Source organism: Streptomyces sp. NPDC025833 (assembly GCF_055558055.1).
On the sequence record NZ_JBVHNF010000006.1, the window covers coordinates 360,114 to 386,320 of the forward strand.

Annotated in this window: 23 protein-coding genes and 1 pseudogene; 13 read left to right on the top strand and 11 right to left on the bottom strand. The window is 75.3% G+C overall.

The genetic code is table 11. The annotated features are described in order from the left end of the window. Positions 1-263 precede the first annotated feature (263 nt). The gene (locus ACZ4K2_RS13155; RefSeq protein ID WP_467473392.1) at positions 264-698 is read right to left on the bottom strand and encodes a hypothetical protein; all 435 of its coding nucleotides are present in this window, start codon (positions 696-698) and stop codon (positions 264-266) included. A 238-nt stretch (positions 699-936) separates the two neighbouring features. Here ACZ4K2_RS13155 and ACZ4K2_RS13160 point away from each other — a divergent pair, with 238 nt between their 5' ends. From ACZ4K2_RS13160 to fxsA, 4 genes are all read left to right on the top strand, one after another. Continuing rightward, positions 937-1,377, top strand: a complete 441-nt coding sequence (locus tag ACZ4K2_RS13160) for an Lrp/AsnC family transcriptional regulator (RefSeq protein WP_467473394.1) — start codon at positions 937-939, stop codon at positions 1,375-1,377. Between the two features lie 52 nt (positions 1,378-1,429). Next, the gene (locus tag ACZ4K2_RS13165) at positions 1,430-3,034 is read left to right on the top strand and encodes an amidohydrolase (protein ID WP_467473395.1); all 1,605 of its coding nucleotides are present in this window, start codon (positions 1,430-1,432) and stop codon (positions 3,032-3,034) included. 556 nt (positions 3,035-3,590) lie between these two features. Next, positions 3,591-4,385: a polyprenol monophosphomannose synthase gene (locus tag ACZ4K2_RS13170; protein WP_467473397.1), complete on the top strand. Its 795-nt coding sequence runs from the start codon at positions 3,591-3,593 to the stop codon at positions 4,383-4,385. A 98-nt stretch (positions 4,386-4,483) separates the two neighbouring features. Continuing rightward, complete coding sequence (fxsA, locus tag ACZ4K2_RS13175) at positions 4,484-5,032, top strand: FxsA family membrane protein (protein ID WP_467473399.1); 549 nt, start codon at positions 4,484-4,486, stop codon at positions 5,030-5,032. A 133-nt stretch (positions 5,033-5,165) separates the two neighbouring features. On the opposite strand, the gene ACZ4K2_RS13180 is transcribed toward fxsA, so the two are convergent. From ACZ4K2_RS13180 to yczE, 4 genes are all read right to left on the bottom strand, one after another. After that, complete coding sequence (locus ACZ4K2_RS13180; RefSeq protein WP_003977404.1) at positions 5,166-5,540, bottom strand: RNA polymerase-binding protein RbpA; 375 nt, start codon at positions 5,538-5,540, stop codon at positions 5,166-5,168. Between the two features lie 266 nt (positions 5,541-5,806). Next, positions 5,807-7,153, bottom strand: coding sequence for an MFS transporter (locus ACZ4K2_RS13185; RefSeq protein WP_467473401.1), 1,347 nt, complete (start codon positions 7,151-7,153; stop codon positions 5,807-5,809). A 56-nt stretch (positions 7,154-7,209) separates the two neighbouring features. Continuing rightward, the gene (locus tag ACZ4K2_RS13190) at positions 7,210-7,986 is read right to left on the bottom strand and encodes a glycerophosphodiester phosphodiesterase (RefSeq protein ID WP_467473403.1); all 777 of its coding nucleotides are present in this window, start codon (positions 7,984-7,986) and stop codon (positions 7,210-7,212) included. Beyond that, complete coding sequence (gene yczE / locus ACZ4K2_RS13195; RefSeq protein ID WP_467473404.1) at positions 7,983-8,654, bottom strand: membrane protein YczE; 672 nt, start codon at positions 8,652-8,654, stop codon at positions 7,983-7,985. Before yczE ends, ACZ4K2_RS13190 begins: the two co-directional genes overlap by 4 nt. A gap of 102 nt (positions 8,655-8,756) precedes the next feature. Between yczE and ACZ4K2_RS13200 the strand changes: the two genes are divergently transcribed. Beyond that, positions 8,757-10,265 carry an SCO1417 family PLP biosynthesis transcription factor gene (locus ACZ4K2_RS13200; protein WP_467473405.1) on the top strand — a complete coding sequence of 503 codons (1,509 nt, stop codon included), beginning with the start codon at positions 8,757-8,759 and terminating at the stop codon, positions 10,263-10,265. A gap of 380 nt (positions 10,266-10,645) precedes the next feature. On the opposite strand, the gene ACZ4K2_RS13205 is transcribed toward ACZ4K2_RS13200, so the two are convergent. Both ACZ4K2_RS13205 and ACZ4K2_RS13210 read right to left on the bottom strand, forming a co-directional pair. After that, the gene (locus tag ACZ4K2_RS13205; RefSeq protein ID WP_467473407.1) at positions 10,646-12,247 is read right to left on the bottom strand and encodes a P-loop NTPase family protein; all 1,602 of its coding nucleotides are present in this window, start codon (positions 12,245-12,247) and stop codon (positions 10,646-10,648) included. Between the two features lie 40 nt (positions 12,248-12,287). After that, positions 12,288-12,482 (bottom strand): hypothetical protein, encoded by a 195-nt coding sequence (locus tag ACZ4K2_RS13210; RefSeq protein ID WP_467473409.1) that lies wholly within the window; start codon positions 12,480-12,482, stop codon positions 12,288-12,290. 321 nt (positions 12,483-12,803) lie between these two features. Here ACZ4K2_RS13210 and ACZ4K2_RS13215 point away from each other — a divergent pair, with 321 nt between their 5' ends. The 5 genes and pseudogenes from ACZ4K2_RS13215 to ACZ4K2_RS13235 all read left to right on the top strand — a co-directional run. Next, a complete protein-coding gene (locus ACZ4K2_RS13215; RefSeq protein WP_467473410.1) occupies positions 12,804-13,196 on the top strand; it encodes an ankyrin repeat domain-containing protein in 393 nt (130 codons plus the stop codon). Positions 13,197-13,496: 300 nt separating this feature from the next. Further along, complete coding sequence (locus ACZ4K2_RS13220; RefSeq protein WP_467473412.1) at positions 13,497-14,915, top strand: HEAT repeat domain-containing protein; 1,419 nt, start codon at positions 13,497-13,499, stop codon at positions 14,913-14,915. A gap of 216 nt (positions 14,916-15,131) precedes the next feature. After that, the gene (locus tag ACZ4K2_RS13225; protein ID WP_467473414.1) at positions 15,132-16,292 is read left to right on the top strand and encodes a glycosyltransferase family 4 protein; all 1,161 of its coding nucleotides are present in this window, start codon (positions 15,132-15,134) and stop codon (positions 16,290-16,292) included. After that, complete coding sequence (locus tag ACZ4K2_RS13230; RefSeq protein ID WP_467473416.1) at positions 16,289-17,464, top strand: glycosyltransferase; 1,176 nt, start codon at positions 16,289-16,291, stop codon at positions 17,462-17,464. Before ACZ4K2_RS13225 ends, ACZ4K2_RS13230 begins: the two co-directional genes overlap by 4 nt. Next, positions 17,461-18,285: pseudogene (locus tag ACZ4K2_RS13235) on the top strand (SGNH/GDSL hydrolase family protein); the annotation flags it as partial. The gene ACZ4K2_RS13230 and the pseudogene ACZ4K2_RS13235, both read left to right, overlap by 4 nt. Positions 18,286-18,622: 337 nt before the next feature. On the opposite strand, the gene ACZ4K2_RS13240 reads toward ACZ4K2_RS13235, so the two are convergent. From ACZ4K2_RS13240 to ACZ4K2_RS13255, 4 genes are all read right to left on the bottom strand, one after another. Beyond that, on the bottom strand, positions 18,623-19,492 hold the full coding sequence (locus ACZ4K2_RS13240; RefSeq protein ID WP_467473418.1) for a 5-oxoprolinase subunit C family protein: 870 nt from the start codon (positions 19,490-19,492) through the stop codon (positions 18,623-18,625). Further along, positions 19,489-20,154 carry a 5-oxoprolinase subunit B family protein gene (locus ACZ4K2_RS13245; protein WP_467473419.1) on the bottom strand — a complete coding sequence of 222 codons (666 nt, stop codon included), beginning with the start codon at positions 20,152-20,154 and terminating at the stop codon, positions 19,489-19,491. The genes ACZ4K2_RS13240 and ACZ4K2_RS13245 overlap by 4 nt, the downstream gene beginning before the upstream one ends. Continuing rightward, positions 20,151-20,909, bottom strand: coding sequence for a LamB/YcsF family protein (locus ACZ4K2_RS13250; protein ID WP_467473421.1), 759 nt, complete (start codon positions 20,907-20,909; stop codon positions 20,151-20,153). Before ACZ4K2_RS13250 ends, ACZ4K2_RS13245 begins: the two co-directional genes overlap by 4 nt. Before the next feature lie 193 nt (positions 20,910-21,102). Beyond that, complete coding sequence (locus tag ACZ4K2_RS13255; protein ID WP_467473423.1) at positions 21,103-22,425, bottom strand: MFS transporter; 1,323 nt, start codon at positions 22,423-22,425, stop codon at positions 21,103-21,105. A 123-nt stretch (positions 22,426-22,548) separates the two neighbouring features. Between ACZ4K2_RS13255 and ACZ4K2_RS13260 the strand changes: the two genes are divergently transcribed. The 3 genes from ACZ4K2_RS13260 (at position 22,549) to ACZ4K2_RS13270 (ending at position 26,152) form a co-directional block, all read left to right on the top strand. Beyond that, positions 22,549-23,256: a GntR family transcriptional regulator gene (locus tag ACZ4K2_RS13260; protein WP_467473425.1), complete on the top strand. Its 708-nt coding sequence runs from the start codon at positions 22,549-22,551 to the stop codon at positions 23,254-23,256. Between the two features lie 69 nt (positions 23,257-23,325). Next, on the top strand, positions 23,326-24,855 hold the full coding sequence (locus tag ACZ4K2_RS13265; protein WP_467473426.1) for a hypothetical protein: 1,530 nt from the start codon (positions 23,326-23,328) through the stop codon (positions 24,853-24,855). A 418-nt stretch (positions 24,856-25,273) separates the two neighbouring features. Continuing rightward, a complete protein-coding gene (locus ACZ4K2_RS13270; RefSeq protein ID WP_467473428.1) occupies positions 25,274-26,152 on the top strand; it encodes a hypothetical protein in 879 nt (292 codons plus the stop codon). The last annotated feature ends 55 nt before the right edge of the window (positions 26,153-26,207 follow it).

Below are 26,207 nucleotides of genomic sequence, written 5' to 3' on the forward strand. Positions count from 1 at the left end.
AGTCCACACGGTCCGCCCCTGGCCTGCCCCGCGAGCTGATTTACCGTCAGTGGACCGTCGTACAGGGAGTGTTCGCGGCCGGCGACCGTCCCGTACCGCCCGACGCGTACCCCGCCCGCCAGGTGCCGCTCATGCCGCGCGCCGCCTGCCGGCAGGTGTATCGCGGGGAGGCCGCCGTCCCGGCGGACCCGGGCACGTTCGTCCCGCACCACGGCAGTCTGCGCGCCATGGTGCAGGGGACGTGACGGGAGTGGTACGGCTGCTCAGGCGGCTTCGCGGCGCATCACCGGCACGCGCATCGGGCGCGAGCCCGGGCCGCCGACGTGCGAGAAGGGCTGCATCCGCCAGTCCAGGCCCTGGGGGAGCGTCAGCAGCAGGGCCGTGTCCTGCTCCTGCGGTTCGAAGGACTCGTCGGCGGGACGGGCGTCGGCCGCCGAGCGGCCCGTGCCCGCGCACACCGTGAGCCCGAACGGGTTCCACGGCGAGGCGCACAGGGCGTGCTCCGGCAGGATCTCCTCGTCCGCCAGCAGCGCGATCGGCTGCGCACAGTCCGGGCAGATCACCCGGTACATCTCGAAGGTGTCGTAGGCGTCCGGCTCGTCGTCGAAGAGGTCGGGATCGACGCCCTCCGGCTGCGGCTCGGCGACCGGCTGCTGCCGTGCGGACGCGGATCGACCAGGGCGTTGGGTGCTCTGCATGGGATTCTCCCCCTAAGGCTGGGCCGTAAAGGCACTGCGCGGCCTCGACCACAGCAAGCACTTCCCGTCCGCCCTCGGCGGTAATCACGAACACATCACGGAGAGGCCGCCAAAACCGTGTGGTCTTCGTCACATGTCACGGCCGTGTGTCGGACCGGCTGTTCTTTCCACCGAACCTGGAATGACCTGCGCCTCCCAGGTATCCGTGGAGATCAGCGGCACTGTAGGTTGTGGCGCCATGGAGGAGCTGGACCGTCAGATCGTGCAGCTGCTCGTCAAGGACGGGCGGATGAGCTACACAGACCTGGGCAAGGCCACGGGCCTGTCCACGTCGGCCGTGCACCAGCGGGTGCGCCGGCTCGAACAGCGTGGCGTCATCCGCGGGTACGCCGCGGTCGTCGACCCCGAGGCGGTCGGGCTGCCCATGACCGCGTTCATCTCGGTGAAACCGTTCGATCCCAGCGCCCCCGACGACATCGCGGAACGCCTCGCCGGCGTCCCCGAGATCGAGGCGTGCCACAGCGTGGCCGGCGACGAGAACTACATCCTCAAGGTGCGCGTGGCCACCCCGCACGAACTGGAGGAACTGCTGACCCGGGTGCGCTCGCTGGCCGGCGTGTCCACCCGGACCACCGTGGTGCTGTCCACGCCGTACGAGGCGCGCCCCCCGCGGATCTGAACCCGGGCGCCCCGGTGCCCGGCGCGCCCCCCGCGCGCGAGAGACTGTGCTCATGAGTGAGCAGTCCGCCGAACCCCAGACCATCCTCCTGCGCCGCGGGGAGGTGCACAGCCCCGCGGACCCCTTCGCCACCGCGATGGTGGTGGAGCGCGGCCAGGTCGCCTGGGTCGGCTCCGAGGGCGCGGCCGACGCCTTCGCCGACGGCGTGGACGAGGTGGTCGACCTGGACGGCGCCCTGGTCACCCCGGCCTTCACCGACGCCCATGTGCACACCACCGCCACGGGCCTCGCCCTCACCGGCCTCGACCTGTCCGGCGCCCCGTCCCTGGACGCGGCCCTCGCGCGGATCCGCGAGTTCGCCGCCGCCCGCCCCGCCGACCGGGTCCTGCTGGGGCACGGCTGGGACACCGCCCGCTGGCCCGGCGGCCGGCCGCCGGCCCGCGCCGAGCTGGACGAGGCCACCGGCGGACGCCCGCTGTACCTGTCCCGCATCGACGTCCATTCGGCGGTCGTCACCACCGCCCTGCTGGACCTGGTCCCCGGCGACGTCCCCCGGGACGACGCCCCGCTCACCCGGGACGCCCACCACGCCGTCCGCGAGGCCGCACTCGCCGCCGTCACCCCGGCGCAGCGCGCCGAGGCCCAGCGCGCCGCCCTGGACCACGCCGCCTCCCTCGGCATCGGCACCGTGCACGAGTGCGGCGGCCCGCGGATCTCCTCCGAGGAGGACTTCACCGCCCTGCTGCGGCTGGCCGCCGGGACGCCGGGACCGCGCGTGGTCGGCTACTGGGCCGAGCAGGACACCGGGAAGGCCCGCGAACTGGGCGCGGTGGGCGCCGCGGGCGACCTCTTCGCCGACGGCGCGCTCGGGTCGCACACCGCCTGCCTGCACGAGCCGTACGCCGACGCGGGCCACACCGGCACCGCCTACCTGGACGCCGGCGCGGTGGCCGCCCATGTCGTCGCCTGCACCGAGGCGGGCCTGCAGGCCGGCTTCCACGCCATCGGCGACGCGGCCGTGTCCGCGGTGGTCGAGGGGGTGCGCGCCGCCGCCGAGAAGGCCGGCCTCGCCCGGATCCGCGCCGCCCGGCACCGTGTCGAGCACGCCGAGATGCTCACCCCCGAGACCGTCGCCGGCTTCGCCGAACTGGGCCTGATCGCCTCCGTCCAGCCGGCCTTCGACGCCCTGTGGGGCGGCGAGAACGGCATGTACGCCCAGCGGCTGGGCGCCGCGCGGGCGCGCACCCTCAACCCGTTCGCCGCGCTGCTGCGCTCCGGCGTACCGCTCGCGTTCGGCTCCGACAGCCCGGTCACCCCGCTCGACCCGTGGGGCACGGTCCGCGCCGCCGCCTTCCACCGCACGCCCGAGCACCGCATCTCGGTCCGCGCCGCGTTCACCGCGCACACCCGCGGCGGCTGGCGGGCCGTCGGCCGTGACGACGCGGGCGTCCTGGTCCCCGGCGCGCCCGCCGACTACGCCGTCTGGCGCACGGACGAGCTGGTCGTGCAGGCGCCCGACGACCGGGTGGCCCGCTGGTCCACCGACCCGCGTTCGGGCACGCCCGGCCTGCCCGACCTCTCCCCGGGCCGTGACCTGCCGGTCTGCCTGCGGACCGTGGTGGGGGGACGGACGGTGTACGTACGGCCGGGGGAGTGATCTCCCGGGGCGGCGTGCCGGACGGCCGCCGCCGCGGCCCCGCCGCCCGACCTGCGCATCCTCCCCGCGGCCCCCGCTCAGGGTGGTGTCCGGCCAGCTCAGGGGAGTGTTGACAGTCTGCGGCCGGGGGCCGGTAGGTTCGTCCGAGTCCACCACCGGACGCCCGACCGGGGAGCGTTCACACGACTCGTCGCAGCGCCGCTGGGTCGGGGACGGTGTGCCGCACCGGGGCACCGTCGCCAGGATCCAGGCTCAGCGCCCGCGCCGACGGGGGAGCGCTCCACCCGGTCGGCCAGGTGTGACCCGGGTGGGGCCCGTGCGCTCAGTAGACAACGGCTTTCGGTCGACCCGCAGCCAGCGGGTCCCAGGTCGGCCCGAAGGGCGCCGGGCCCCCATCCGCCGTGGTGCCGGGCTGCCGGGGGACGGCGGAAACCGGCCGAAAGGCACAGCCTTACCCTGTTCTCGGGGAATCGACACCACCATCACGGGCGATGTCACGTCTTCCCAGGCGGCGGCCACTATGGTGGACCCCTGTGTACGACATGAAGGGGCAGCAGTGAACGACGGCGACGGGACCCTCGCGGACAAGGCCCACGGGAGGCAGTTCGGCCCGCTCGGCACGGCCTTGGTGATCATTCCGACCTACAACGAGGCGGAGAACATCAAGACGATCGCCGGCCGGGTGCGCAGGGCCGTCCCCGAGGCGCACGTACTGATCGCGGACGACAACAGCCCCGACGGCACCGGCAAGCTCGCCGACGAGCTGGCCGCCGAGGACGACCACATCAAGGTGCTGCACCGCAAGGGCAAGGAAGGCCTCGGCGCCGCCTACCTCGCGGGCTTCCGCTGGGGCCTGGAGCGGGACTACGGCGTGCTCATCGAGATGGACGCCGACGGCTCCCACCAGCCCGAGGAACTGCCCCGGCTGCTCACCGCCCTGAAGGGCGCCGACCTGGTCCTGGGCTCGCGCTGGGTGCCCGGCGGCCGCGTGGTGAACTGGCCGAAGTCCCGCGAGTTCCTCTCCCGCGGCGGCTCCACCTACTCGCGGCTCATGCTCGACGTGCCGCTCCGGGACGTCACGGGCGGTTACCGGGCCTTCCGCCGCGAGACCCTGGAGGGCCTCGGCCTCGGCGAGGTCGCCTCCCAGGGCTACTGCTTCCAGGTCGACCTGGCCCGCCGTGCCGTCAAGGCCGGCTACCACGTCGTCGAGGTCCCGATCACCTTCGTCGAGCGCGAACTGGGCGACTCCAAGATGAGCAAGGACATCGTCGTGGAGGCCCTGTGGCGGATCACGGCCTGGGGCGTCGGGGAGCGGGTAGGCAAGATCACCGGCAAGGAGAAGCAGGGCTGAGGCCCGCGCCGGGACCCCGGGGACGCGCGCGAGCGTGCGCGGCCCCGGCCGGCCACCCGCTTATCCCGCGCTGAGCCGTGCCCAGGCACACTGGAAGCATGACGACTGGCGCTCCGACCTCTCCGCACCCCGCCCGCCGCCCTTCCCGGCTGCGCAGGTACCTGCCGCTGGGCATCGCCGTGTGGCTGGTGCTGGAGATCTGGCTGCTGACCCTGGTCGCGGGCGCGGCGGGCGGTCTCACGGTGTTCCTGCTGCTCGTGGCGGGCGTCGTGGCCGGTGCCGTGGTGATCAAGCGGGCGGGCCGCCGCGCCTTCCAGAACCTGAACGAGGCACTCCAGCGGGGCGGCTCGCCGGCCCGCGGCGGCGGCAACGGCCTGACGATGCTCGCCGGTCTGCTGCTGATGATCCCCGGCCTGCTCTCGGACGCGGCCGGTCTGCTCCTGCTGCTCCCGCCGGTCCAGAAGGCGGTGAGCCGCTTCGCGGAGAACGCCCTGGAGCGCGGTCTGCGCAAGGTCGCGCCGGGCGGCCTGGGCGACGCGTTCCAGCAGGCCCGGATGCACCGGCCCGACGGCAAGGTGGTGCAGGGCGAGGTCATCCGGGAGGACCGCCCGGGCGCGGGGGAGCAGCGGCCTCCGCTGATGCGCTGAGCGCGTGGTACCGGAAGGACCGGGCGGGCGCCGGGGACCGGCTCACCCGGCCGGCCGGGACCCGGACAGCACGAGACCGCGGGCGCCGTACGTGGAGACGTACGGCGCCCGCGGTCATGCGTGCTGTTACGCGTTATGCGCTCTTGCGGCTGTCCCTGGGGTGGACCGCGATGTTCATCGCACCCGAGCGCAGAACCGCCAGGCGCTCCTCGAGGACCTCTTCGAGCTCCTCGCGGGTGCGCCGTTCCATCAGCATGTCCCAGTGGGTACGCGCGGGCTTGGCCTTCTTCTCCTCAGGGCCGTCGCCGTCCACCAGAAGTGCCTGGGCCCCGCAGACCTTGCACTCCCACTCCGGCGGGATCTCCGCCTCGACCGAGAAGGGCATCTCGAAGCGGTGCCCCTTCTCACATGCGTACTCCACGGCCTGGCGCGGAGCCAGGTCGATGCCGCGGTCCGTCTCGTAGCTGGTCACCACGAGGCGCGTACCGCGAAGAGCTCGCTCACTCATGAATCGTGCCTCCCGGGCTTGTCGCCCACAGGACAGGTGTCGCTGTCGTCGTCATCCGGTCAACGTCCGGTCGGCGGTAAAGATTCCCGTTCCGGGTCAAGCGTCGCCGTCGTAGCCGCCCCTTGTTCTACCCACAGGCGCCCGGTTTGTCACATCTGCTAGCAGATGTCACCCAGCGTCTCGGCATCTTTGCCGCGCAGTAACGGTACGCCTGGCAGGCCAAAGGGTTACACTACCGCCCTTTCACGCCGAGTGCTAAATCGGCGCTAGATCTTCTCCGGAACCGGGTTCCCCGCCTCGCCGATCGCACGCCGTACGGGTACCCGCGCCAGCAGGACGAATCCGACGACGAAGAAGACCACCAGCGAGACGATCGCCGAGCGGTAGCTCCCGGTGAGCTGGTAGGTCACGCCGAACAGCAGCGGGCCGAGCCAGCTCATCCCGCGGTCGCTCATCTCGTACGCGGAGAAGTACTCGGCCTCCTTGCCCGGCGGCACCAGGTGCGAGAACAGCGAGCGGGACAGCGCTTGGCTGCCGCCGAGGACCAGCCCGATCCCGGCGGCCAGGACGAAGAAGAACACCGGCGCCCCGGCCGGCAGGAAGTAGCCCGCCGCCAGCGTGACCGTCCACGCCACCAGCGAGCCGAGGACCGTGCGCTGCGCGCCGTACGTCCGCGCCAGCCGGCCCATCGCCAGCGCCCCGGCCACGGCCAGCACCTGCACCAGCAGCACGGCCACGATGAGCGTCGACTGCCCGAGCCCCAGCTCCTCGGAGCCGTAGACCGACGCCTGGGAGATCACCGTCTGGATGCCGTCGTTGTAGACGAGGTACGCCAGCAGGAAGCCCAGCGTCAGCGGGTGCCGGCGCATGTCCCGGACCGTCGCCGCGAGCTGCCGCGGCCCGGGGGCCGTGGTGTGCTCCGCGCGCGTGCGGCGGTCGCGCAGCCGGCGCAGCGGCACGAGGGTGAAGGCGCCCCACCACAGACCGGCCGAGGCCAGGCAGACGCGGACCGCGGCGGTCTCGGAGAGGCCGAAGGAGTCGTGCGCCGAGTACAGGACCAGGTTGCCGACGAGGACCAGGGCGCCCGCCGCGTAGCCGAGGGCCCAGCCCCGCGAGGAGACCGCGTCGCGTTCCTCCGCCGGCGCGATCTGCGGCAGGTAGGAGTTGTAGAGCATCATCCCGACGGACTGCGCCGCGTTGGCCACCACCAGCAGCAGACCGCCCAGCAGGTACCGGTCGCCGTCCAGGAAGAACATGCCCGTGGTGGCCGCCGCGCCGGTGTAGGCCGCCGCGGCGAGCAGCGGCTTCTTGCGGCCCGTGCGGTCGGCCGCGGCGCCCGCCAGCGGCATCAGGACGACCGCGAGGACCACCGACAGGGACACCGAGTAGGCGAAGAAGGAGCCCGCGCGCACCGGTATGCCCAGCGGGTGCACGTAGCCGTCGCCGTCCGCGGCCCGTTCGGCGACCGCGGTGAGGTACGGGCCGAGGAACACCGTCAGGACGCTCGTCGAGTACACGGAGCACGCCCAGTCGTAGACGTACCAGCCGTGCTGCTCGCGCCTGCGGCCGGCGCTCTCGTCCGCCGCCCCCGTCCGCACGGTGTCGGTGCCCACCCGTGCCCTCGCTTCCCCGCGGTCCCGCGAAGGCCCGGGGCGGGGCGCCCGGCCGGTCAGACCCAGACCCCGCGCTCCTCCATGACCTCGCGCAACGTGTCGATGTGGTCGGTCATGATGCCATCGACGCCGAGGTCCAGGAGCCGGTGCATCCGCTGCGGCTCGTTGACGGTCCACACGTGGACGTGCAGCCCGCGCGCGTGGGCGGCGCGGACGAAGCGCTGGTCGACCACGGGCACGCCCGACTGGGCCTCCGGCACCTGCGCGGCCACCGCCGACCGGCGCACCGAGGCCGGCAGCCCCCAGGAGCGCAGCCGCAGGCTCAGCACCCCCCGCGTCCCGAACGACGTGGCCAGCCGCGGCCCGGCCAGCCGCTGCGCCCGCAGCACCCGCGCCTCGGAGAACGAGCCCACGCAGACCCGGTCCCAGGCGCCGGTGCGCTCGATCAGCTCCAGCAGGGGGCGCAGCGCCGGCTCCGCCTTGATGTCGACGTTCCAGCGCACCCCGGGGAAGGCGTCGAGCAGCTCTTCGAACAGCGGCACCGGTTCCCGGCCGGCCACGCGCGCGTGCGCGATCTCCGCCCACGGCAGCTCGGCGATCCGGCCTTCGCCGTCGGTGACCCGGTCGAGGGTCGCGTCGTGGAAGGCGACCAGCCGCCCGTCGGCCGAGGCGTGCACGTCGGTCTCGATGTACCGGTAGCCCGTCTCCACCGCGCGCCGGAACTGCGCCACGGTGTTCTCCAGACCGTCGGCCGCGCCGCCCCGGTGGGCGAAGGGGATCGGCCCGGGGTGGTCCAGGTACGGGTGGCGCGGAGTCGGTCTCGTGAGGCTCACGGACGCAGTATGACCCGCTCGGGTGACGGGCCGGCAACGGCCGTGCCGCCCGCCGGTGCCGGCCGGTCGGCGAACACCCGCAGGAAGAGCTGGGCCAGCGGGCCGATGGCCACGGCGTACAGCACGGTGCCCACCCCGATGGTGCCGCCCAGGACGAAACCGGTGACCACCACGGCCACCTCGACCACCGTCCGCATCAGCCGGATCGACCGGCCGGTGCGCCGGTGCAGCCCCGTCATCAGGCCGTCGCGCGGGCCCGGGCCGAAGCGCGCCGCGATGTACAGTCCGGTCGCCACGCCGTTCAGCACGATGCCCGCGAGCAGCAGCGGCACCCGCACGGCCAGGGAGCGCGGGTCCGGCAGGAGGGCGAGCGTGCCGTCCATGGCGAGGCCGACCACGAAGACGTTGGAGACCGTGCCGAGTCCGGGCCGCTGGCGCAGCGGGACCCACAGGAGCAGCACCGCCGCGCCCACGACGATCGACACGACGCCGATGCTCATCCCGGTCAGCTCCGCGAGCCCCTGGTGCAGCACGTTCCACGGCTCCAGGCCCAGCCCCGCCGCCACGAGCAGTGCGGAACTCGCCCCGTACAGCGCGAGTCCGGCGTACAGCCGGAGCAGCCGGGTGCCTGGAGAACGGCCGGAATCGGACGCGTCGGAAGCGGACACGGGATACCCCCCTGGGTGGTGGCGGTGGCCTGACGCATGACACTCTGTGGCTTGGGTTGTATAGCCATCCATGGCCAATCCGGGGAAGGTGGACTGATCTTCATGGCGCAGTGGACCTCGGCGGTGGGGGCCGCGCAGCTCGCCCGGCTCCTCACGTCCCAGCAGGACCGTCCGGCCGGCCCCGGCACCCGCCGGCCCCCCGCCTACCGCGCGCTCGCCGACGGCATCCGGCTGCTCGTGCTGGAGGGCCGGGTCCCGGTGGCCGCGCGGCTGCCCGCCGAGCGCGAACTGGCCCTGGCCCTGTCCGTCAGCCGGACCACCGTCGCGGCGGCCTACGAGGCGCTGCGCGGCGAGGGCTTTCTGGAGTCCCGGCGCGGCGCGGGGAGCTGGACCGCCGTGCCCGCCGGCAACCCGATCCCGGCCCGCGGCCTGGAACCGCTGCCCCCGGAGGCCCTCGGCTCGGTGATCGACCTGGGCTGCGCCTCGCTCCCGGCCCCCGAACCGTGGCTGACCCGGGCCGTGCAGGGCGCCCTGGAGGAGCTGCCGCCGTACGCCCACACGCACGGCGACTACCCGGCCGGGCTGCCCGCCCTGCGCTCGATGATCGCCGAGCGCTACACCGCGCGGGGCATCCCGACCATGCCCGAGCAGATCATGGTGACGACCGGCGCGATGGGCGCCATCGACGCGATCTGCCACCTCTTCGCCGGCCGCGGCGAGCGCATCGCCGTGGAATCGCCGTCCTACGCCAACATCCTGCAACTGATGCGCGAGGCGGGCGCCCGGCTGGTCCCGGTGGCGATGGCCGAGGGCCTGTCCGGCTGGGACCTGGACCGCTGGCGCCAGGTGCTGCGCGAGGCCGCGCCCCGCATCGCCTATGTGGTCGCCGACTTCCACAATCCCACCGGGGCGCTCGCCGACGAGGACCAGCGGCGCCGGCTGGTGGACGCGGCCCGCTCGGCCGGCACGGTCCTCGTCGCCGACGAGACCATGACCGAGCTCTGGCTCGACGACGGCTTCGGGGACGGCGGCATGCCCCGCCCGGTGTGCGGCTTCGACCCGGCCGGCTCCACGGTGATCACGGTCGGCTCCGCCAGCAAGGCGTTCTGGGCGGGGATGCGGATCGGCTGGGTGCGGGCGGCGCCGGACATCGTCCGCAGCCTGGTCGCCGCGCGGGCCTACGCCGACCTGGGCACGCCGGTGCTGGAGCAGCTCGCGGTGCACTGGCTCTTCAGCACCGGCGGCTGGGAGCAGGCGGTGCAACTGCGCCGGGTGCAGGCCCGGGAGAACCGAGACGCCCTGGTGGTCGCGCTCCGCAGGGAACTGCCCGACTGGGAGTTCGAGGTTCCCCAGGGCGGCCTGACCCTCTGGGTGCGGGCGGGCGGCCTCTCGGGTTCCCGCCTCGCGGAAGCGGGGGAGCGGGTGGGCGTCCGGGTGCCGTCCGGGCCCCGCTTCGGCGTCGACGGCGCGTTCGAGGGGTACGTGCGGCTCCCGTTCACGGTCGGGGGAGCGGTGGCGGACGAGGCGGCGACCCGCCTGGCCGCCGCGGCGCGACTGGTGGAGTCGGGAGCGACGGGCGGCGCGGAGGCCCCGCGCACGTTCGTGGCGTAGGGGAGGGGCCGTGTGACAGCGGGCTCGCGTGGTGGCGGGGCGGTTGCGCGGGCGCGGGTTCGCGGGGCGGGTCCGGCCGGGGGCCTCGCCCCCTGCACGACGTCCCTGTGTCATCACCGTCCCCGCGCCCCTCGCCGCCCCCGCCCGGAGCCGTCCGTCCTCGGCGTGCGCGTCCCGGCCGGGGCCGCCCGGGGTCCCGCGTGACGGGCCGGCACTCTGCCCGGCCCCCCCCGCTGTGGTGCCGTGGTCCGCCCGGTGCCGGTCGGTCGCCGGGACCACCGCGGGCCGGGCCCGTCGGACGTACGCCCCGTTCCAAGCAGTTGTCTCCTGAGGACGGCGGCGGACGCGGCTCGCCCGGGGGCGCAGGGACCGCGGCCCCGTCAGCCCTCGGCCGGCACCGGCTCCGGGGTCTTCTCCAGCACCGGCCCGGGCGGCGCCGGTGCCGGCTCCGCCCGTACGGCACCGGCCCGCGCCGGCAGCAGCTCCAGCACCGCCTGCCGGTCGGCGTCACTCGTGGCGTCGTCGTACGGGTCGGGGGTGCGCGGCACCTGGAGGCGGTGCACCGGGCCGGAGCCCAGCCGGGCGTACCCCCGCCCGGGCGGCACGTGGGCCGGCGGCGTCGTGTGCGGTGGCACCCCGAGCACCGCCTGCACCTGCTGGGGCGAGGCGACGCCGAGCACGACACGCGCGCGCGTGTGCTGCCGTACCGCGTCGCCCAGCGCCTCCGCCCCGTCGAACTGCTCGGCGACGACCACCGTCACGTTCGCGGCGCGCCCGTGCCGCAGCGGCACCTGGAGCAGGGTCTGCGGGTCCTTGCGGCCGTCCGCCGCCGCGAGGTGCGCGAAGACGCCGGGCCGGTCCAGCAGGACCCACAGCGGACGCCGGGTGTCCACCGGCGGCGGGTCGCCCGCCTGCCGGGCCAGGTTGATCGCGATCAGCCGCCGCTCCGTCTCCTGCGCGGCCCACTCCAGGCTGGCCAGCGCCCCGGCGAGCGCGCACTCCACGGCCAGCACGCCCTCCCGGCCGGTCAGGCAGGCGTACTCGCCGGTCCCGCCGCCGTCGACGATCAGCACGTCGCCGTACTGGAGTGCCTGCAGCGCCATGGAGCGCAGCAGCGTGGACGTGCCGCTGCCGGGGTGGCCCACGGCCAGCAGATGAGGCTCGGTGGAGCGGATGCCGGTGCGCCAGACGACCGGCGGGACGTCGATGTGCTCCTCCCCGTAGGAGAGGGGGAGCGTGCGCGGCACCTCGCTGGGGTCGGTGAACCCGAGGACCGTCTCGCCGGGCGCGGTGACGAACCGCTGGGCGGGGACGTCGGCGGCCAGCGGGGGGAGGGCGGTGAGGGTGAGCCGGTTGCCCTCCTCGTCCCAGTCGAAGCGGTACTCGCGGCTCCGCCCGGCCTTCGCGGTGAGCAACTGCTCGATCCGGGCGCGGGCGGTGGGCTCGCCGTCCGCGAAGTACGCCGGGTAGCGGATCACGAGCTGCCCGACGCGCCCGGCGTCGTCGAACTCGTGGGCCGTGAACGCCTTCTCCCACTCCCCGCCGTGCGTGTACAGCGGCGCCGGGTCCTCGGCGCCGGAGAAGTACGGCACCAGGGCCTCGTACAGCCCCTGGAGCCGTTCGGCCCGGGCGTCCGCCCCCTCGGGGGCCGGCGGGGTGCGGTCGCGGCCGTGCCAGGCCGCCGCCGCCATCAGCGTCATGACGGCGAGCAGCGGCCCGTACGGCACGAGGGCCACGACCAGGACCGCGGAGGCCGCCAGGAACAGCAGCGGCCCCCGCTTGTCCTTGGGGGTCTGTGCCCATCTGCGCCGGCCGGCCGAGGCCAGCAGGCGCAGCCCGCGCGAGACGGTGATGAGCGGCTGGAGGACGTCGGTGGCGCTGTCGGCCGCCGTCCGGGCCAGCTCCCTGCTCCGGGCGATCTGTGTCCGGGCGAGCTGGGCGCTGTCCTTGCTCAGGATGCGGGGGAGGGGGCGCCGGGCCACTGCGGTCTCCTGTCGGGTGCGTGCGGGTGGGACGGGCGGGTCAGAACTTCAGGCCGCCCAGGAGACTGGCCAGACTCTCGCCGCCGGCCTTGATGCTCGGGGCGATGGCCGTGCTCGACAGGTAGAAGCCGAACAGGGCGGTGACCGTGGCGTGCGAGCCCTTCAGCCCGTCCTTGCGGAAGAAGAGGAAGACGACGGTGCCGAGCAGGAACACGCCGGACAGGGAGAGGATCATTTCGGGCCTCCTGGTGTCGAAGGTGGGGGGCAGTCACCATGAGTTCTTCCAGGATCACAGGATGTATCCATACGATTAAAGGTGCAACTGGGTGAAAACCTGCTGTTTTCCCCCACTCGGAGGAGTCGGCGGCACCCCGGCTGACCTGTGCCGTCGGCCGCGGCGGCGCCCGCTGCCGATCTTTGCCGCGGGCGCCTCGGCTCATGTGCCGCGGAAGCCAGTACGCTGGCGATTCACTCGTACGGCCGCGGTCCGTCGCTGCCGTACGCTCACCCAGTTCCCAAGCAGTCCCCGAACGCGCAAGGAGAGGCGGTCCGGCCGATGAGCGAAGCCCCCGACCCCGAGGTCGTGGAGCTGGCGACCAAGATCTTCGATCTGGCCCGGCAGGGGCAGACCGAGGCGCTCGTGGCGTACGTCGACGCGGGTGTCCCGGCCGGCCTCACCAACGACCGGGGCGACTCCCTCGTGATGCTCGCCGCCTACCACGGCCACGCCGACGCGGTGCGCGCGCTGCTCGCGCGCGGCGCCGCCGCCGACCAGATCAACGACCGGGGCCAGACCCCGCTCGCGGGTGCCGTCTTCAAGGGCGAGACGGACGTCATCAGGGCACTGCTGGAGGGCGGCGCCGACCCTTCCCTGGGCACCCCGTCGGCCGTCGACACGGCCCGCATGTTCGGCAAGACGGACCTGCTGGAACTGTTCGGCGCACACTGATGCGAGTGTCCTGACCAGCTACGACACGGAAAACGGGGGAGGCGGTAAAGGGCCGCCGGAAATACGGTCGCGGCAGCACACAGCGCGGGTCATCATGACGTCGTGATTCACGGACGCGATGGCCGGGCAGGTGTTGCCGCACCGCGCGGGCCGTGATGCGGTCCGCATGGGCCACCGACGAGAGGCAGAGAGAGATGGTCTACAGCAAGCAAGAGACGGCGGGCGCTCCGACGTTGTGTCACGCGGCCAGGTAATGCATGGTCCCCGGTTGCGTCGACGCTTGATGTGAGGCTGTTTCCCATGTTCGATCCGGTCATAGCGCCGAGCGGTACGTTGCTCGGCCTGCTCCAGCGCGGCCGTGGCGACGGCACACTGCACGCGCTCACCGCCCCGCGCGCCGAAGCGCTCGCGGCCCTCGACCACTGTGTGCTGCGCGACCCCCGCCACGACTGGCAGGTGGAGAACCGCTCCCTCTACTACGCCCGGCTCTACACCGACCTGAACGGCGAGCTGGACGCCATCGAGGCACACCTCTTCGACCCCGAGGACATCGTCGACGGCGACGAGTCCCGGACCGGCCTGGCCCTCGCGGTCCTCGGGCACCTCGCCTCCTACGGCCGGCGGGACGCCCTCGGACTGCTGCGCAGGTACGCCGCCCACGGCTCCAACTGGGCGTGGGCGCTGGACGAGCTGGCCCTGCGGGACGACGACGCGGGCCTGCGCGCCCTCGCCGCGCCCGTCCTGGCCCGCTTCACCACCGACGCCGAGGGCGAGGCCGAGCTGGCCGCGGCCGTACGCGACGCCTTCGAGCCGCGGCCGTGGCGGCTGTGGGCCGAGGACCCGCGCGCGGCGATCGCCACGCGGGTGCGTGCCGCCCAGGAGGCCGGCTGCTTCGACCGCTGGCAGCGGCAGCTCAGGCCCACGGGCCCCCGCCCCGGCTGGAGCGTCGGCGCGGTCTTCGAGTGGGCCCAGCAGGGCATGGACCGCGGCGCGGCCCTCCACGTGCCCGCCGCCCGCTGCCTGGCCGCCGTGGCCGGTCCCGAGGACCGGCCCGAGATCCTCCGGGCCGCCCGGGCCGGCATCGACGGGGCCCGCTGCACCGCCCTGCGCTACCTCGCCGACGGCAACGACCCCGACGCCCTCGGGCTCATCGAGGCCGCGGTCTCCGACGGGACGACTCCCGTCGTGGAGGCCGCCGTCGACGCCTTCGAGCGGATGCGCAGCGTCGCCGCCGTCGACCGGGCCCGCGGGTGGGCCCGGCGCCCCGACGCCCTCGGCGCCGCCGCCGGCCGCATGCTCGCCTGCCGGGGCGGCGCCGGGGACCGCGACCTCGTCCTCGCCGCCCTGCGCGAGGCGGTACGCGGCGAGGGCCCGGACGCGCCCACCCTGTGGACCCTCGTGGACGGCACCGGACGCCTCGGCATCGCCTGCGCGGCCCCCGTCCTGCGCCACATCTACCGCGAGACGGCCTCCTCCCACCTGCGCGGGCGGGCCGCCCGCGCGCTGGCCGCCACCGACCCCTCCTTCGCCGCCGGCTTCGCCGTCGAGTGCCTGTGGGACTGCGAGGAGACCACCCGCGAGATCGCCGCCCGGCACGCCGAGACCGGCGACGCCCGGGTCGTGGAGCGCCTGCGCCGCCTGGCCGCCGATCCGGCCGAGGAGGACGAGGTGCAGACGGCGGTGCGCAGCCGGTTCGGACCCGACGCGACGCTCGGCTGAGCCCGCGCCGGCCGGCCCCGCACCGGCCGGGCCCCCTCGCGCGAACCCTCCCGGGCGGACGTCCGCCCGGCAGGTGAACACCGGATGACCCGCAGGTCAGGCGGCCGTGACGGCAGCCTGACCTGCTCGGGTGCGCAGTGCAACGCTCATGGGACGTTCCCCGCGCGGAAAGATCCAAGTTGACGCGGGCACGTCCAGCACGGCGACAACACCCGTATGCGTGTCGTCATCGTGACCGAATCCTTTCCCCCCGATGTGAACGGCGTGGCCCACTGCGCGCTCCAGACCGCCCGGCACCTCGTAGATCGCGGTCACCACCCGCTCGTCGTCGCCCCAGCGCCCGCCCCCGCGTCCCCGGCCTCGCTCAGGCCGGGAGGCACCGGTGCCGCCGCGGATCCGGACGCCCCGTGCCCGGTCGTCCGCGTCCCCTCCCTCCCGCTCCCCGGCTACCCCCAGGTCCGCGTCGCCCTGCCCAGCCGGCGCCTGCCCGCGGCCCTCGTCGCACACCGCCCCGACGTGGTCCACCTGGCCAGCCCCTTCGTCCTCGGCGTCCGCGGCATGGCCGCCGCCGCCCGGCTCGGCGTCCCGGCCGTCGCCGTCTACCAGACCGACCTGGCCGGGTACGCCCGCACCTACATGGGCGCCGGGGAGGCCGCCGCCTGGCGGCGGATCCGCTCCGTGCACGCCGCCGCCGACCGCACCCTGGCCCCGTCCAGCGCCGCCCGGTCCGACCTGGAGGCGCACGGCGTACCGCGGGTGCGGCTGTGGCCGCGGGGCGTGGACACCGTACGTTTTCGGCCAGAACGCCGTGACGAGGCGCTCCGGCGCACGCTCGCCCCGAACGGTGAGGTCATCGTCGGCTACGTCGGCCGGCTCGCCCCCGAGAAGCACGTCGAACTCCTCTCCGGGGTGTGCGCACTGCCCGGCGTACGGGTCGTGGTCGTGGGCGACGGACCCAGCCGGGCGTACCTGGCCGAGGCCCTGCCCGGCGCCGTCTTCCTGGGCCGCCGGACCGGCGACGAACTGGCCCGGATCTTCGCCTCGCTGGACGTGTTCGCGCACACCGGCCCCTTCGAGACCTTCTGCCAGACCGTCCAGGAGGCCATGGCCAGCGGTGTCCCGGCCGTCGCGCCGGCCGTCGGGGGGCCGCTCGACCTGGTCGCCCACGGCCGCACCGGGCTGCTGGTCCCGCCGCGCGACCCGGTCGCCGTCCGGGAGGCGCTGCGCGCCCTGGCCGCCGATCCCGCCCGGCGGGCCGCGTACGGCGCCGCCGCCCGCACCACGGTCGAGGGCCGCACCTGGGCCGCCGTCGGCGACCGGCTGATCGCCCACTACGACGACGTCCTCACGGCCCGGAAAACGGTGGTGGCGGCATGAGCGGCCGGTCCCTGCGCATCGTGCGCCTCGCCAACTTCGTCGCCCCCGCGTCCGGCGGCCTGCGCACCGCCCTGCGCGAACTCGGCAAGGGCTACCGGGCCGCGGGCCACGAACCCGTCCTGATCGTGCCCGGCGACCGCCACACCGACCGCGACACCGAACAGGGCCGCGTCATCACCCTGCCCGGCCCGCCGCTGCCCGGCACCGGCGGCTACCGCGTCCTCACCGACCGGCGGCGCGTGGCCGCCCTCCTGGAGGAGCTGGCCCCGGACCGCCTGGAGGTCTCCGACCGCACCACCCTGCGCTGGACCGGCCGCTGGGCCCGCCGCGCGCGCGTGCCCGCCGTGATGGTCTCCCACGAGACCGCCGACGGCGTGCTGCGCACCTGGGGCGTGCCCGAGCGGCTCGCCCGGCGCGCCGCCGACTCCCTCAACACCCGCACCGCGCACGTCTACGCGCGCGTGGTGTGCACCACCGAGTTCGCCGAGCGCGAGTTCGTGCGCATCGGCGCCCGCAACGTCGTCCGCGCCCCGCTCGGCGTCGACCTGACCGAACGCCACCCCGGCCTGCGCGACCCGGGCCTGCGCGCGCACCACGCCCGAGCGGGCGAGACACTGCTCGTCACGGCCTCCCGGCTGTCGGTGGAGAAGCGCCCCGGCACCGCCCTGGACGCCCTGGAGGCGCTGCTGCGCCGACGGCACCGGGCGGTGCTCGTGGTCGCCGGGGACGGGCCGCTGCGCGCCCGGCTGGAACAACGCGCGCGCGACCGCGGTCTCCCGGTGACCTTCCTGGGGCACGTCTCCGACCGGGCCGCGCTCGGCGCGTTGCAGGCGTCCGCCGACGTGTGCCTCGCGCCCGGCCCCGCCGAGACCTTCGGGCTGGCCGCACTGGAGGCCATGGCGTGCGGCACGCCCGTGGTGGCGAGCGCCTCCTCGGCCCTGCCCGAGATCATCGGCTCCGCCGGGGCCACCGCGGCCGGCACCGGAGAGGCGTTCGCGGACGCCGTGGAGCGGCTCCTGGCCCGGGGCGAGACCGAGCGGCGCGACACGGCCCGCGCGCGTGCGGAGTGCTTCGGCTGGGGAACGGCCGTCGAGGCGTTCCTGGCGGCCCACGACGCGGAGGTCCTGCGCCGCACCGGCCCCCGCCCCGCGGCGCCGGGGGCCGCGGCATGAGACCGCTGCGCTTCGTCGCCCTCGGGGACCCGCTGACCGAGGGCGTGGGCGACCCGGCCGGGGCCGGCCGCCGGGGCTGGGCCGCACTGCTCGCGCCCACCCTCGCGGCCGACGGCGAGCGGGTGCGGTTCACCAACCTCGCGGTCAGCGGGGCGCGGTCCCGGGACGTGCGGGAACGGCAGGCACCGGCCGCCCTCGGGCTCCGCCCCGCCCTGGTGTCCGTGGTCGTCGGGGTCAACGACACCCTGCGCCGCGCCTTCGACATCCGGACCGTGGCCGCCGACCTCGACCACGTCTACGCGGCCTTCACCCGCCACGGCGCCACCCTGCCCACCGCCTGCCTGCCCGGCCCCGGCGCGATGCTCGGGCTCCCGGCCGCCCTGGCCCCTCCACCGGCCCGCCGCCGGGCGGTCAACGAGGCCGTGCACGTCCTCTCCGGGAGCCACGGCGCCGTCCACCTGCACGCGGCGGCCGGTGCCTGGGTCACCGATCGGACCCTGCGGAGCGCGGACCGGCTGCACCCGGGCGAGCGCGGCCACCGGCAGCTCGCCGTCCGCTGCCACGCGATGCTCACCGAAGCGGGCCGGGCGACGGGCCGGCCGCCGTCCCCCGAGCCGGAGTTCCCCCCGCCGATCCGCGCCGCGAACCTGTGGTGGCCGGCCACGGCCGGCACCGGCTGGGTGCTGCGCCACTGCGACGATCTGCTCCCGCAACTGCTACGCCTCGCCGCCGACGAACTGTGCCACCGCCGCGCGCGGGGCACCGGCACGCGCCCGGACCTGCGCGCGTCGGCCGAGGCCGCCGCGGCCCTGGCGGCCCTGCCGAGGCCCTCCGGCGGACGCGCGCGGGCGCCGGCGGAGGCGGCCGGGTCCGTCCCGGGCCGGCGGGGGGCGGGCCGGCGGCGGGCGGGTGGCCGCGGGGGGCGGGGCGGTCGGGTAGCCGCTCCTGTCCCGTGCCGGTTCGGGGGTGCCGGGATGCCGGGGCGCGATGATCCGGCGGGGGCGTGCTGGTCAGCGTGTGGCTGTGGCTGTGGCTGTGGGTGTGGGGGTGCCGGGCCGGTGAGCGGCCGGGCGGGCCGTAAGGGTGTGCGGGCCCGTCCGGCCGGGGGGTACGGCGTGGCCGTGGGGGTGCCGGACGCGGTCGGCCGGGCGGTCGGGTTCAGCGGCGCCGTACCGGGATGAACCGGACCGGGGTGCCCGGCGGGGCCTGCGCCGCGGCGGGCAGGTCGGCGGCGCGGACCACCGCGACCACCGGGTAGCCGCCGGTGGTCGGATGGTCCGCCAGGAACACCACGGGGTGCCCGTCCGGCGGTACCTGCACCGCGCCCAGGACCATGCCCTCGCTGGGGAGTTCGCCGGGCCGGGCGCGCTCCAGGGCGGGGCCCTCGGTGCGCAGCCCGACGCGGTTGCTCGCCGCGGCTACCCGGTACGCGCGCGTGGTGAGGTCGCCGAGCGCCCGTGCCGTGAACCAGTCGGCGCGCGGCCCCAGCGTGACCCGCAGCACCAGCTCGGCGGGCGGACGCGGCTGCGGCACGCCGTCCACGCGCGCGGGAGGACCGGCCGGGTCGCCCAGCGGCAGCAGCACACCGTCCACCAGCGGGGGCGGACCCAGGCCGGACAGCAGGTCCGTGGCGCGGCTGCCGAGGACCGGCTCCACGGCGACGCCCCCGGAGACGGCCACGTAGCCTCGTACGCCCGCCGTGGCGGCACCCACCTCCAGCAGTTCGCCCGCGGGCACCACGACCGGGGCGCCCCACGCGGCCGGCCTGCCCCCCACGGTCACCGAGGCGGGCGCGCCGCCGACCGCGACGGTCACCGTGTCAAGCGGGCGCAGCGCACAGCCGTCGAGGGTCGTCTCCAGCACGGCGGCGTCCGGCGGATTGCCGACGAGCCGGTTCACCAGCGCCGCGGCGGGCGGGTCGAGCGCCCCGGAACGCGGTACGCCCAGGTGCGCGTGTCCCGGCCGTCCGCGGTCCTGCACGGTGGTCAGGAGCCCGGCGCGCACGACGGTGAGCACGCGGCCGGTCATGCGCCCTCCACCGGCCGTTCCGCCCGGTCCGTCACCGGCCGCTCCGCCCGGTCCGCCACCGGCACGAACCGTACGCGCGCCCCCGGGACCAGCAGCGTGGCCGGTACGCGCGCGTGGTCCCAGAGCACCGCGTCCGTCGTGCCTATGAGCTGCCAGCCGCCGGGGGAGGAGCGCGGGTACACCCCGGTGTACGGCCCGGCCAGCGCCACGGCACCGGCGGGGACCGCGGTGCGCGGGGTGGCGCGGCGCGGGACGGCGTAGCGCTCCGGCAGCCCGGTGAGATAGCCGAAGCCGGGGGCGAAGCCGCAGAAGGCCACCGTGAACCCGGTACCGGAGTGGATGCGGGCCGCCTCGCGCTCGCTCACCCCCCAGTGTCCGGCGACCACCGCGAGGTCCGGGCCGTCGTACCGCACGGGCAGCTCGATCGGCTCACCCGCGCGCGGGGGTGCCTCGGGCAGCCGTGCGCCGGTCAGTTCCGCCGCCCGGCGGACCGGGTCGTCGAGGCCGTCGAGCAGCACCGTGCGGGCCGCCGGGACGATCTCGCGGACGGCGAGGACGCCCGCCGCCCGCCGCCGCAGCAACTCCGCGTGCAGGGCCCGCGCCTCCTGCCCGGAGTCCACCTCGACGAGCAGCGCGTCGTCGCCCACCGGCAGCGCCCTCATGCGAACGCCTCGACCCGCACGCCCGCCGCCACCAGCCGTTCGCGCACCCGCCGGGCCAGCCCCACCGCGCCGGGCGTGTCGCCGTGCAGGCACAGCGAACGGGCGCGCACCCGGATCCGCGCGCCGGACCACGCGGTGACCGTGCCGGAGCGCGCGAGGCCGACGGAGCGGTCCACGACGGTGTCCGGGTCGGTCACCACGGCGCCCTCCCGGCCGCGCGGCACCAGCGTGCCGTCGTCGGTGTAGGCGCGGTCCGCGAAGGCCTCCGTGACGGTCGGCAGCCCCGCCTGCGCCGCCAGCTCCAGCAGCCGCGAGCCCGGCAGGCCCAGCACCGGCAGCGAGGCGTCGGCCAGGCGTACGCCCTCGATCACCGCGCGGGCCTGCTCCGCGTCGCGCACCACCCGGTTGTACAGCGCGCCGTGCGGCTTGACGTACGCCACGCGCGCTCCCGCCGCCCGCGCGAACACCTCCAGGGCCCCGATCTGGTAGGCCACTTCGGCCGCCAGCTCGTCGGGCGGCACGTCCATCGCGCGCCGCCCGAACCCGGCCAGGTCCCGGTAGGAGACCTGCGCGCCGATCGTCACCCCGCGCGCGGCGGCCAGTTCACAGACCCGGCGCATGGTGGCCGCGTCCCCGGCGTGGAAGCCGCAGGCCACGTTGGCGCTGGTGACGACGGACAGCAGCTCCTCGTCGTCGGTCAGCCGCCAGCGGCCGAAACCCTCGCCGAGGTCGGCGTTCAGATCGATCGCGGTCATGGTGTCCTCGTGTCTCCGGTTCTCGTGCGGACTGGGGCGGACTGTGGTGGACAGGCGTGGATTGGGGCGGATTGGAGTGGTCCGGGGCGGATGGTGTCCCGGGGCCGCTGCCGATCCTCCGCAGGCGGTCGGTGTGCTGCGCGCGGGAGCCGGCCGGGACCGTCCGGGGCGTGCGGGAGCGGGTGCCGGCGGGTCACGCCAGTTCCCTGCCGCGCGTCTCCGGCAGCCCGAGCAGGGCCAGCGCGGCGAGCCCGTAGCCGACGGCGCCGAAGACCAGCGCGCCGCCCACGCCCCAGCCGTCCGCGAGGAAGCCCACCAGGGTCGGGAACACCGCGCCCACCGCGCGCCCGGTGTTGTACGTGAACCCCTGCCCCGTGCCGCGCACCGCCGCCGGGTACAGCTCGCTCAGGTAGGAGCCGAAGCCGCTGAAGACGGCCGACATGCAGAAGCCGAGCGGGAAGCCGAGCACCAGCAGCAGGGTGTCGGCGCCGTGCGGGAGGTTCGCGTACACCAGGACGCACAGCGCCGACAGCAGTGCGAACAGCCAGATGTTGGCGCGCCGGCCGAGCCGGTCGGTGAGGTGGCCGCCGGTCAGGTAGCCGAGGAAGGCGCCGGAGATCAGGAAGGCCAGGTAGCCGCCGGTGCCGACGACGGACAGCCCGCGCTCGGCCTTGAGGTACGTCGGCAGCCAGGTCGCCAGGGTGTAGTAGCCGCCCTGCACGCCCGTGGAGAGCAGGCTCGCGAAGACCGTGGTGCGCAGCAGGCCCGGGGCGCCGTCCCGGCCCGGCCGGAAGACGGCCGTGAACGAGCCGCGCCGCGGGTCCTGTTCGCGGGCCGCCGTGGCCGAGGGGGCGTCGTGCACCCGGCGGCGCAGCCACACCACGAGCAGCGCCGGCAGCGCCCCGGTCCAGAACATGACCCGCCAGGCCAGGTCGTCGCCGGCGAAGGAGAAGACCAGCGTGTAGACGATCGCCGCCAGTCCCCAGCCGACCGCCCAGGCGCTCTGCACGGCGCCGAGCGTCCGGCCCCGGTGGCGCGCGCCCGCGTACTCGGCGACCAGGATCGCGCCGACCGCCCACTCGCCGCCGAAGCCGAGCCCCTGGAGGGCGCGGAAGACCAGCAGCGTCTCGTAGTTGGGCGCGAAACCGCAGGCGACGGTGAAGACGGCGTAGGTCAGCACCGTGATCATCAGGGCCCGTACCCGGCCCACCCGGTCCGCTACCACGCCCGCGGCGGCGCCGCCGACCGCCGAGACCACCAGCGTGACGGTGGTGAACAGGCCCGTGCGGCCGCTGTCGAGGCCGAAGTGCGCGGCGAGCGCCACCATGCTCAGCGGCAGCGTGAAGTAGTCGTACGAATCCAGGGCATATCCGCCGAAAGCTCCGGCGAACGCGCGCCGGCCGCGCGGGCCGAGGGTGCGCAGCCAGCCGAACGCGCCGTCCTCGGCGGACCGTTCGCCCGGTGCCGTCCGCACGCCGGTGGCGGGCGCGGGCCGGGGCGGTGGGGTCGTGCTCATGGGCACCTCGCAGGGGACGGAGGGTGCTGGGAAGTGAGCCGTGCGGAGCACCGTAGAGGATCGTTCAACGATCCTTCAATACCCACGTTGTCTCGTCCTGGTGTCTGCGATTGAATTCCGGGCATGGCAGAGCAGCTGACGGAACTGGCCGGCGACCGGGTCCTCCTGAGCCGGACCAGCACCGCGGAACGGGTCTCGGACATCCTCAGGAGCCGCATCTCCGAGGGCTACTTCCCGCCCGGCACCCGGCTGTCGGAGGACAGCATCGGCGGCGCGCTCGGCGTCTCCCGCAACACCCTGCGCGAGGCGTTCCGGCTGCTCACCCACGAACGCCTGCTGGTCCACGAGCTCAACCGGGGCGTGTTCGTCCGGGTCCTGACCGTCGAGGACGTCGAGGACATCTACCGCACGCGCTCCCTCGTCGAGTGCGCCGTCCTCCGCGGCCTGGGCGAGCCGCCGTACCGGCTGGGAGGGCTGATCACGGCCGTCGAGGAAGGGCACGCCGCGGCCGCGGCGAGCGACTGGAAAGCGCTGGGCACCGCCAACATCCACTTCCACCGGGCACTGGTCGCCATGGCCGGCAGCGAGCGCACCGACGAACTGATGCGCAGCGTCTTCGCCGAGCTGCGGCTCGCCTTCCACGTCGTCGACGACCCGCGCCGGCTGCACGAGCCGTACCTCGCCCGCAACGGCCGCATCCTCGAAGCCCTCCAGGCCGGGAACCGGCACGGGGCCGAGCGGATGCTGGAGACCTACTTCGCCGACTCCCTGGAACGGGTGGTCGAGGTGTACCGGCGCCGGGTGGGGGAGGACGGGACCGGCGCTTCTTGAGCGTCTGTGACGGCCGTCGCTTCTGCGCCGTTTGGGTTGTTGTCAGACTGAGGACCTAATCTGTGCACCGTGACTTCGCCTGCATCGACGGACCGTGTTCCGCCCCAGCTCAGCGCGGGGCCGCGCCCGGCTCCGGGTCCGGCCGCCGACGAGGGGCTGGCGCGCAGGCTGCGCGCGCTCGCCTGCACCGCGCCGCTGCACGACCTGGACGCCCGCAAGGCCAACCTGGCCGGCGCGTACTCGGTGTACGGGATGGCGGAGGTGGCGCTGGCCGCCATCGACCTGGTCACGCTGAACATGGACTTCGACACGGGCGCCGACCACGAGCAGATCGTGGCCCGGCTCGTCCCGCGCGTCACCGCCCAGGCCCCGCACCGGCCCGCCGCCGAACACGAGCGCGTGGCCCGCTGGGTCCTGGAGAACCTGATCAACGTCGGCAGCGTCGACCGCGGATTCCGCGCCGTCTACGGCACCTTCGCGCCGGACGGCACGTACGTCCGCCGCGACTACGACTTCAAGCTCGTCGAGGAGGTTCCCGGCCCCGGCGGCACGGTGTACCTGCGCACCACCGACGAGGCGGTCAACGTCCTGGTCGGCGCCCTCGACACGGACGTCACCAGCGCCCAGATCGCCGCCGAGGTCAAGCTGGAGGTGCTGGTCAGCCGCGGCCGGCTCGCCGACGCCCAGCTCGCCGCCGAGCAGGCCCGCTACCGCACCGTGCAGTACTCGGAGTCGCTGCGCCGCGCCCTGGACGCCACCCGGCGCAACGTCCGCGCGGTCGACTGGCTCAACGCCGTCCCCGACATGATCGCGGAGGCGCTGGACCACGTGGCCGAGCGCTACCGCCACGAGAACGCCATCCTCACCAACATCCGCAAGGCCCGCGACGAGACCGAGGACGCCGGGAACAAGCGCCGCGCCGCCGAACTCGTCGACATCGTCAAGGACTGCATCCGGCGCCACACCCAGCTCCAGTCGCGCCTGCTGGAGGCGGGCCCGCTGTTCCGCGCCGAACAGGACCGGCAGGCCTTCGCCACCCCGGCCGCGACCTCCGGTATAGACCTCTACGGCCACCTCCTCGCCCCCGTCCTGCCGCTGCCCCTGGAGCAGGCCGGCCGGGTCACGGACGCGTTCTTCGCGCGCGGCACGGGACTGCGCACCCCGGTCTCCGTCCGCGTTGTGGACCTCGTCGACATCCTGCTGACGCCCCCCGTGGAGCGCGAGCACCTGGGCGCGGAGATGCCCGAGCCCGACCTGATCGCGACGCCGGACGACAGCCGGTTCAGCGAGGAGCAGCTCGCCGCGGCGACCGAACTGCTCGACCTGCCCGCGGACGCGCCGCGGCGGCTGTCGGGGCTGCTCGCCGAGGCCCGGCGGACCGGTGACCCCGACCTGGCCTACCTGGTCGCCCTGCTGGCGGTCCACGCGGCCAGCCCCGCCGTCGGCACGGCCTACCGGCAGGGCGAGGAGAAGCTGCTGTTCGCCGTGGACGACGGGACCGAGCTGGACGACCCCGAGTTCGGCGGCGCGGACCTGATCGTGGGCACCGCGCTGCTGGACGCGGCCGGCATGGCGGCGGACCGGACGGAGGCCGCCTGATGCCCCGCGGCGGCCGGGTGCCGTACACCGGGCGCGCACCCGCCACGCCCGGCCGCGCACCCGTCACATCTGGGCTTGCGCCCGCCACGCCCGGCCGCGCACCTGCCGCGTCCGGCCTAGTGTCCGTCGCGTCCGGCCGCGTGCCCGCTGTGCCCGGGCACGTGTCCGCCGCAGTCGGCCGCGAGCCCGCCATCCCCGGGTCCCCGCCCGCCGTACCCGGCAGCGTGTCCGCCGCATCCGGGCGCGCGCCCGCCACGCCCGGCCGCGCACCCGTCACATCCGGGTTTGCGCCCGCCACACCCTGCCGCGCACCCGCCGCACACTGCCGCGTCCCGCGGCGCGGCGGCCCGCCGAGACCCGGCCGCGCCCTCCGGGGCGCCGCCCCCGCACCGAGTTCCGAAACCGAGGAGTTGTGTCCGTGAGCGAGCCCGTCGAGTGGAGTGAGGCGGAACCCCCCGCCCCGTCGGCGCCCACCGCCGTCACCCCCGCCGACGCCGCGGACGCGGCGCGGCTCGTCGCCTTCGGCCTCCAGCCCAAGCTGGCGCCCGCCCGCGACCAGGAGTACACGGAGCTGCTGCGCCGCCACCGCGACGACCCGGCGTTCGCCCGGCTCGCCGACGCCGTCGCCGCCGGCCTCGGGCTCGTCGTGCTGGAGGTGTCCCCGCGCGCGGGCATGGCCGTGACCGCCGCCGAGGACTCCGTCTTCGCCGTCCGCATGGGCGACTACGCGCGTCGCGCCGCCGCCGACTCCGGCGACCGCTTCCTGCACGGACTCGCCCACCTCGCCGCCGCCGCGCTGGCGTTCCCGCGTCCCGAGGACCTGTCCGACGACTCCTACATCGGCCGGGTCACCGTCAACGGCGTCGACGCCTTCGTCCGGCAGGCGTGCCGCCGCCTGGAGGAGCGCGCCGCCGAGCAGGGCGAGAACACCGACCCGGCCACCGACGCCCCCGGCCTGGAGGCCGCCTGGCGGGTCTGGGCCCGGCGCAGCGCCACCGGGGCCACCAAGGACGCCCGCCGCCCGGCCGCCTCCACCACCGGCATCGTGGCGAAGGCACTGGCCTTCCTCACCGACTCGGGCTTCCTCCAGCGCACCGGCGACGACAACGGCGGCACGTACCGCACCACCGCCCGCTACCAGCTCCAGGTCCGCGACATGGCCGGCAGCGCCGCCCTGGCCGAACTGCTGGAGCTGGGCGTCGTCCCGGTCACCGACGGCACCGCCGGCCTGCTGCCCCCCGAGGACACCGACGACCTCGACCTGGTGGCCGACGCCGGGCTGCCCTTCCACTCCTGACGCCCGAAGCCGGCGCAGCCCCGCACCCGAACCACCGCACCCCTCACCGACTTAC

What these genes read in the sequence shown, in the direction of transcription:
- ACZ4K2_RS13155 (WP_467473392.1), bottom strand. Translation starts at nt 698, where the DNA reads ATGCAGAGCACCCAACGCCCTGGTCGATCCGCGTCCGCACGGCAGCAG.
- ACZ4K2_RS13160 (WP_467473394.1), top strand. Translation starts at nt 937, where the DNA reads ATGGAGGAGCTGGACCGTCAGATCGTGCAGCTGCTCGTCAAGGACGGG.
- ACZ4K2_RS13165 (WP_467473395.1), top strand. Translation starts at nt 1,430, where the DNA reads ATGAGTGAGCAGTCCGCCGAACCCCAGACCATCCTCCTGCGCCGCGGG.
- fxsA (WP_467473399.1), top strand. Translation starts at nt 4,484, where the DNA reads ATGACGACTGGCGCTCCGACCTCTCCGCACCCCGCCCGCCGCCCTTCC.
- ACZ4K2_RS13180 (WP_003977404.1), bottom strand. Translation starts at nt 5,540, where the DNA reads ATGAGTGAGCGAGCTCTTCGCGGTACGCGCCTCGTGGTGACCAGCTAC.
- ACZ4K2_RS13200 (WP_467473405.1), top strand. Translation starts at nt 8,757, where the DNA reads ATGGCGCAGTGGACCTCGGCGGTGGGGGCCGCGCAGCTCGCCCGGCTC.
- ACZ4K2_RS13210 (WP_467473409.1), bottom strand. Translation starts at nt 12,482, where the DNA reads ATGATCCTCTCCCTGTCCGGCGTGTTCCTGCTCGGCACCGTCGTCTTC.
- ACZ4K2_RS13215 (WP_467473410.1), top strand. Translation starts at nt 12,804, where the DNA reads ATGAGCGAAGCCCCCGACCCCGAGGTCGTGGAGCTGGCGACCAAGATC.
- ACZ4K2_RS13220 (WP_467473412.1), top strand. Translation starts at nt 13,497, where the DNA reads ATGTTCGATCCGGTCATAGCGCCGAGCGGTACGTTGCTCGGCCTGCTC.
- ACZ4K2_RS13225 (WP_467473414.1), top strand. Translation starts at nt 15,132, where the DNA reads ATGCGTGTCGTCATCGTGACCGAATCCTTTCCCCCCGATGTGAACGGC.
- ACZ4K2_RS13230 (WP_467473416.1), top strand. Translation starts at nt 16,289, where the DNA reads ATGAGCGGCCGGTCCCTGCGCATCGTGCGCCTCGCCAACTTCGTCGCC.
- ACZ4K2_RS13240 (WP_467473418.1), bottom strand. Translation starts at nt 19,492, where the DNA reads ATGACCGGCCGCGTGCTCACCGTCGTGCGCGCCGGGCTCCTGACCACC.
- ACZ4K2_RS13245 (WP_467473419.1), bottom strand. Translation starts at nt 20,154, where the DNA reads ATGAGGGCGCTGCCGGTGGGCGACGACGCGCTGCTCGTCGAGGTGGAC.
- ACZ4K2_RS13250 (WP_467473421.1), bottom strand. Translation starts at nt 20,909, where the DNA reads ATGACCGCGATCGATCTGAACGCCGACCTCGGCGAGGGTTTCGGCCGC.
- ACZ4K2_RS13255 (WP_467473423.1), bottom strand. Translation starts at nt 22,425, where the DNA reads ATGAGCACGACCCCACCGCCCCGGCCCGCGCCCGCCACCGGCGTGCGG.
- ACZ4K2_RS13260 (WP_467473425.1), top strand. Translation starts at nt 22,549, where the DNA reads ATGGCAGAGCAGCTGACGGAACTGGCCGGCGACCGGGTCCTCCTGAGC.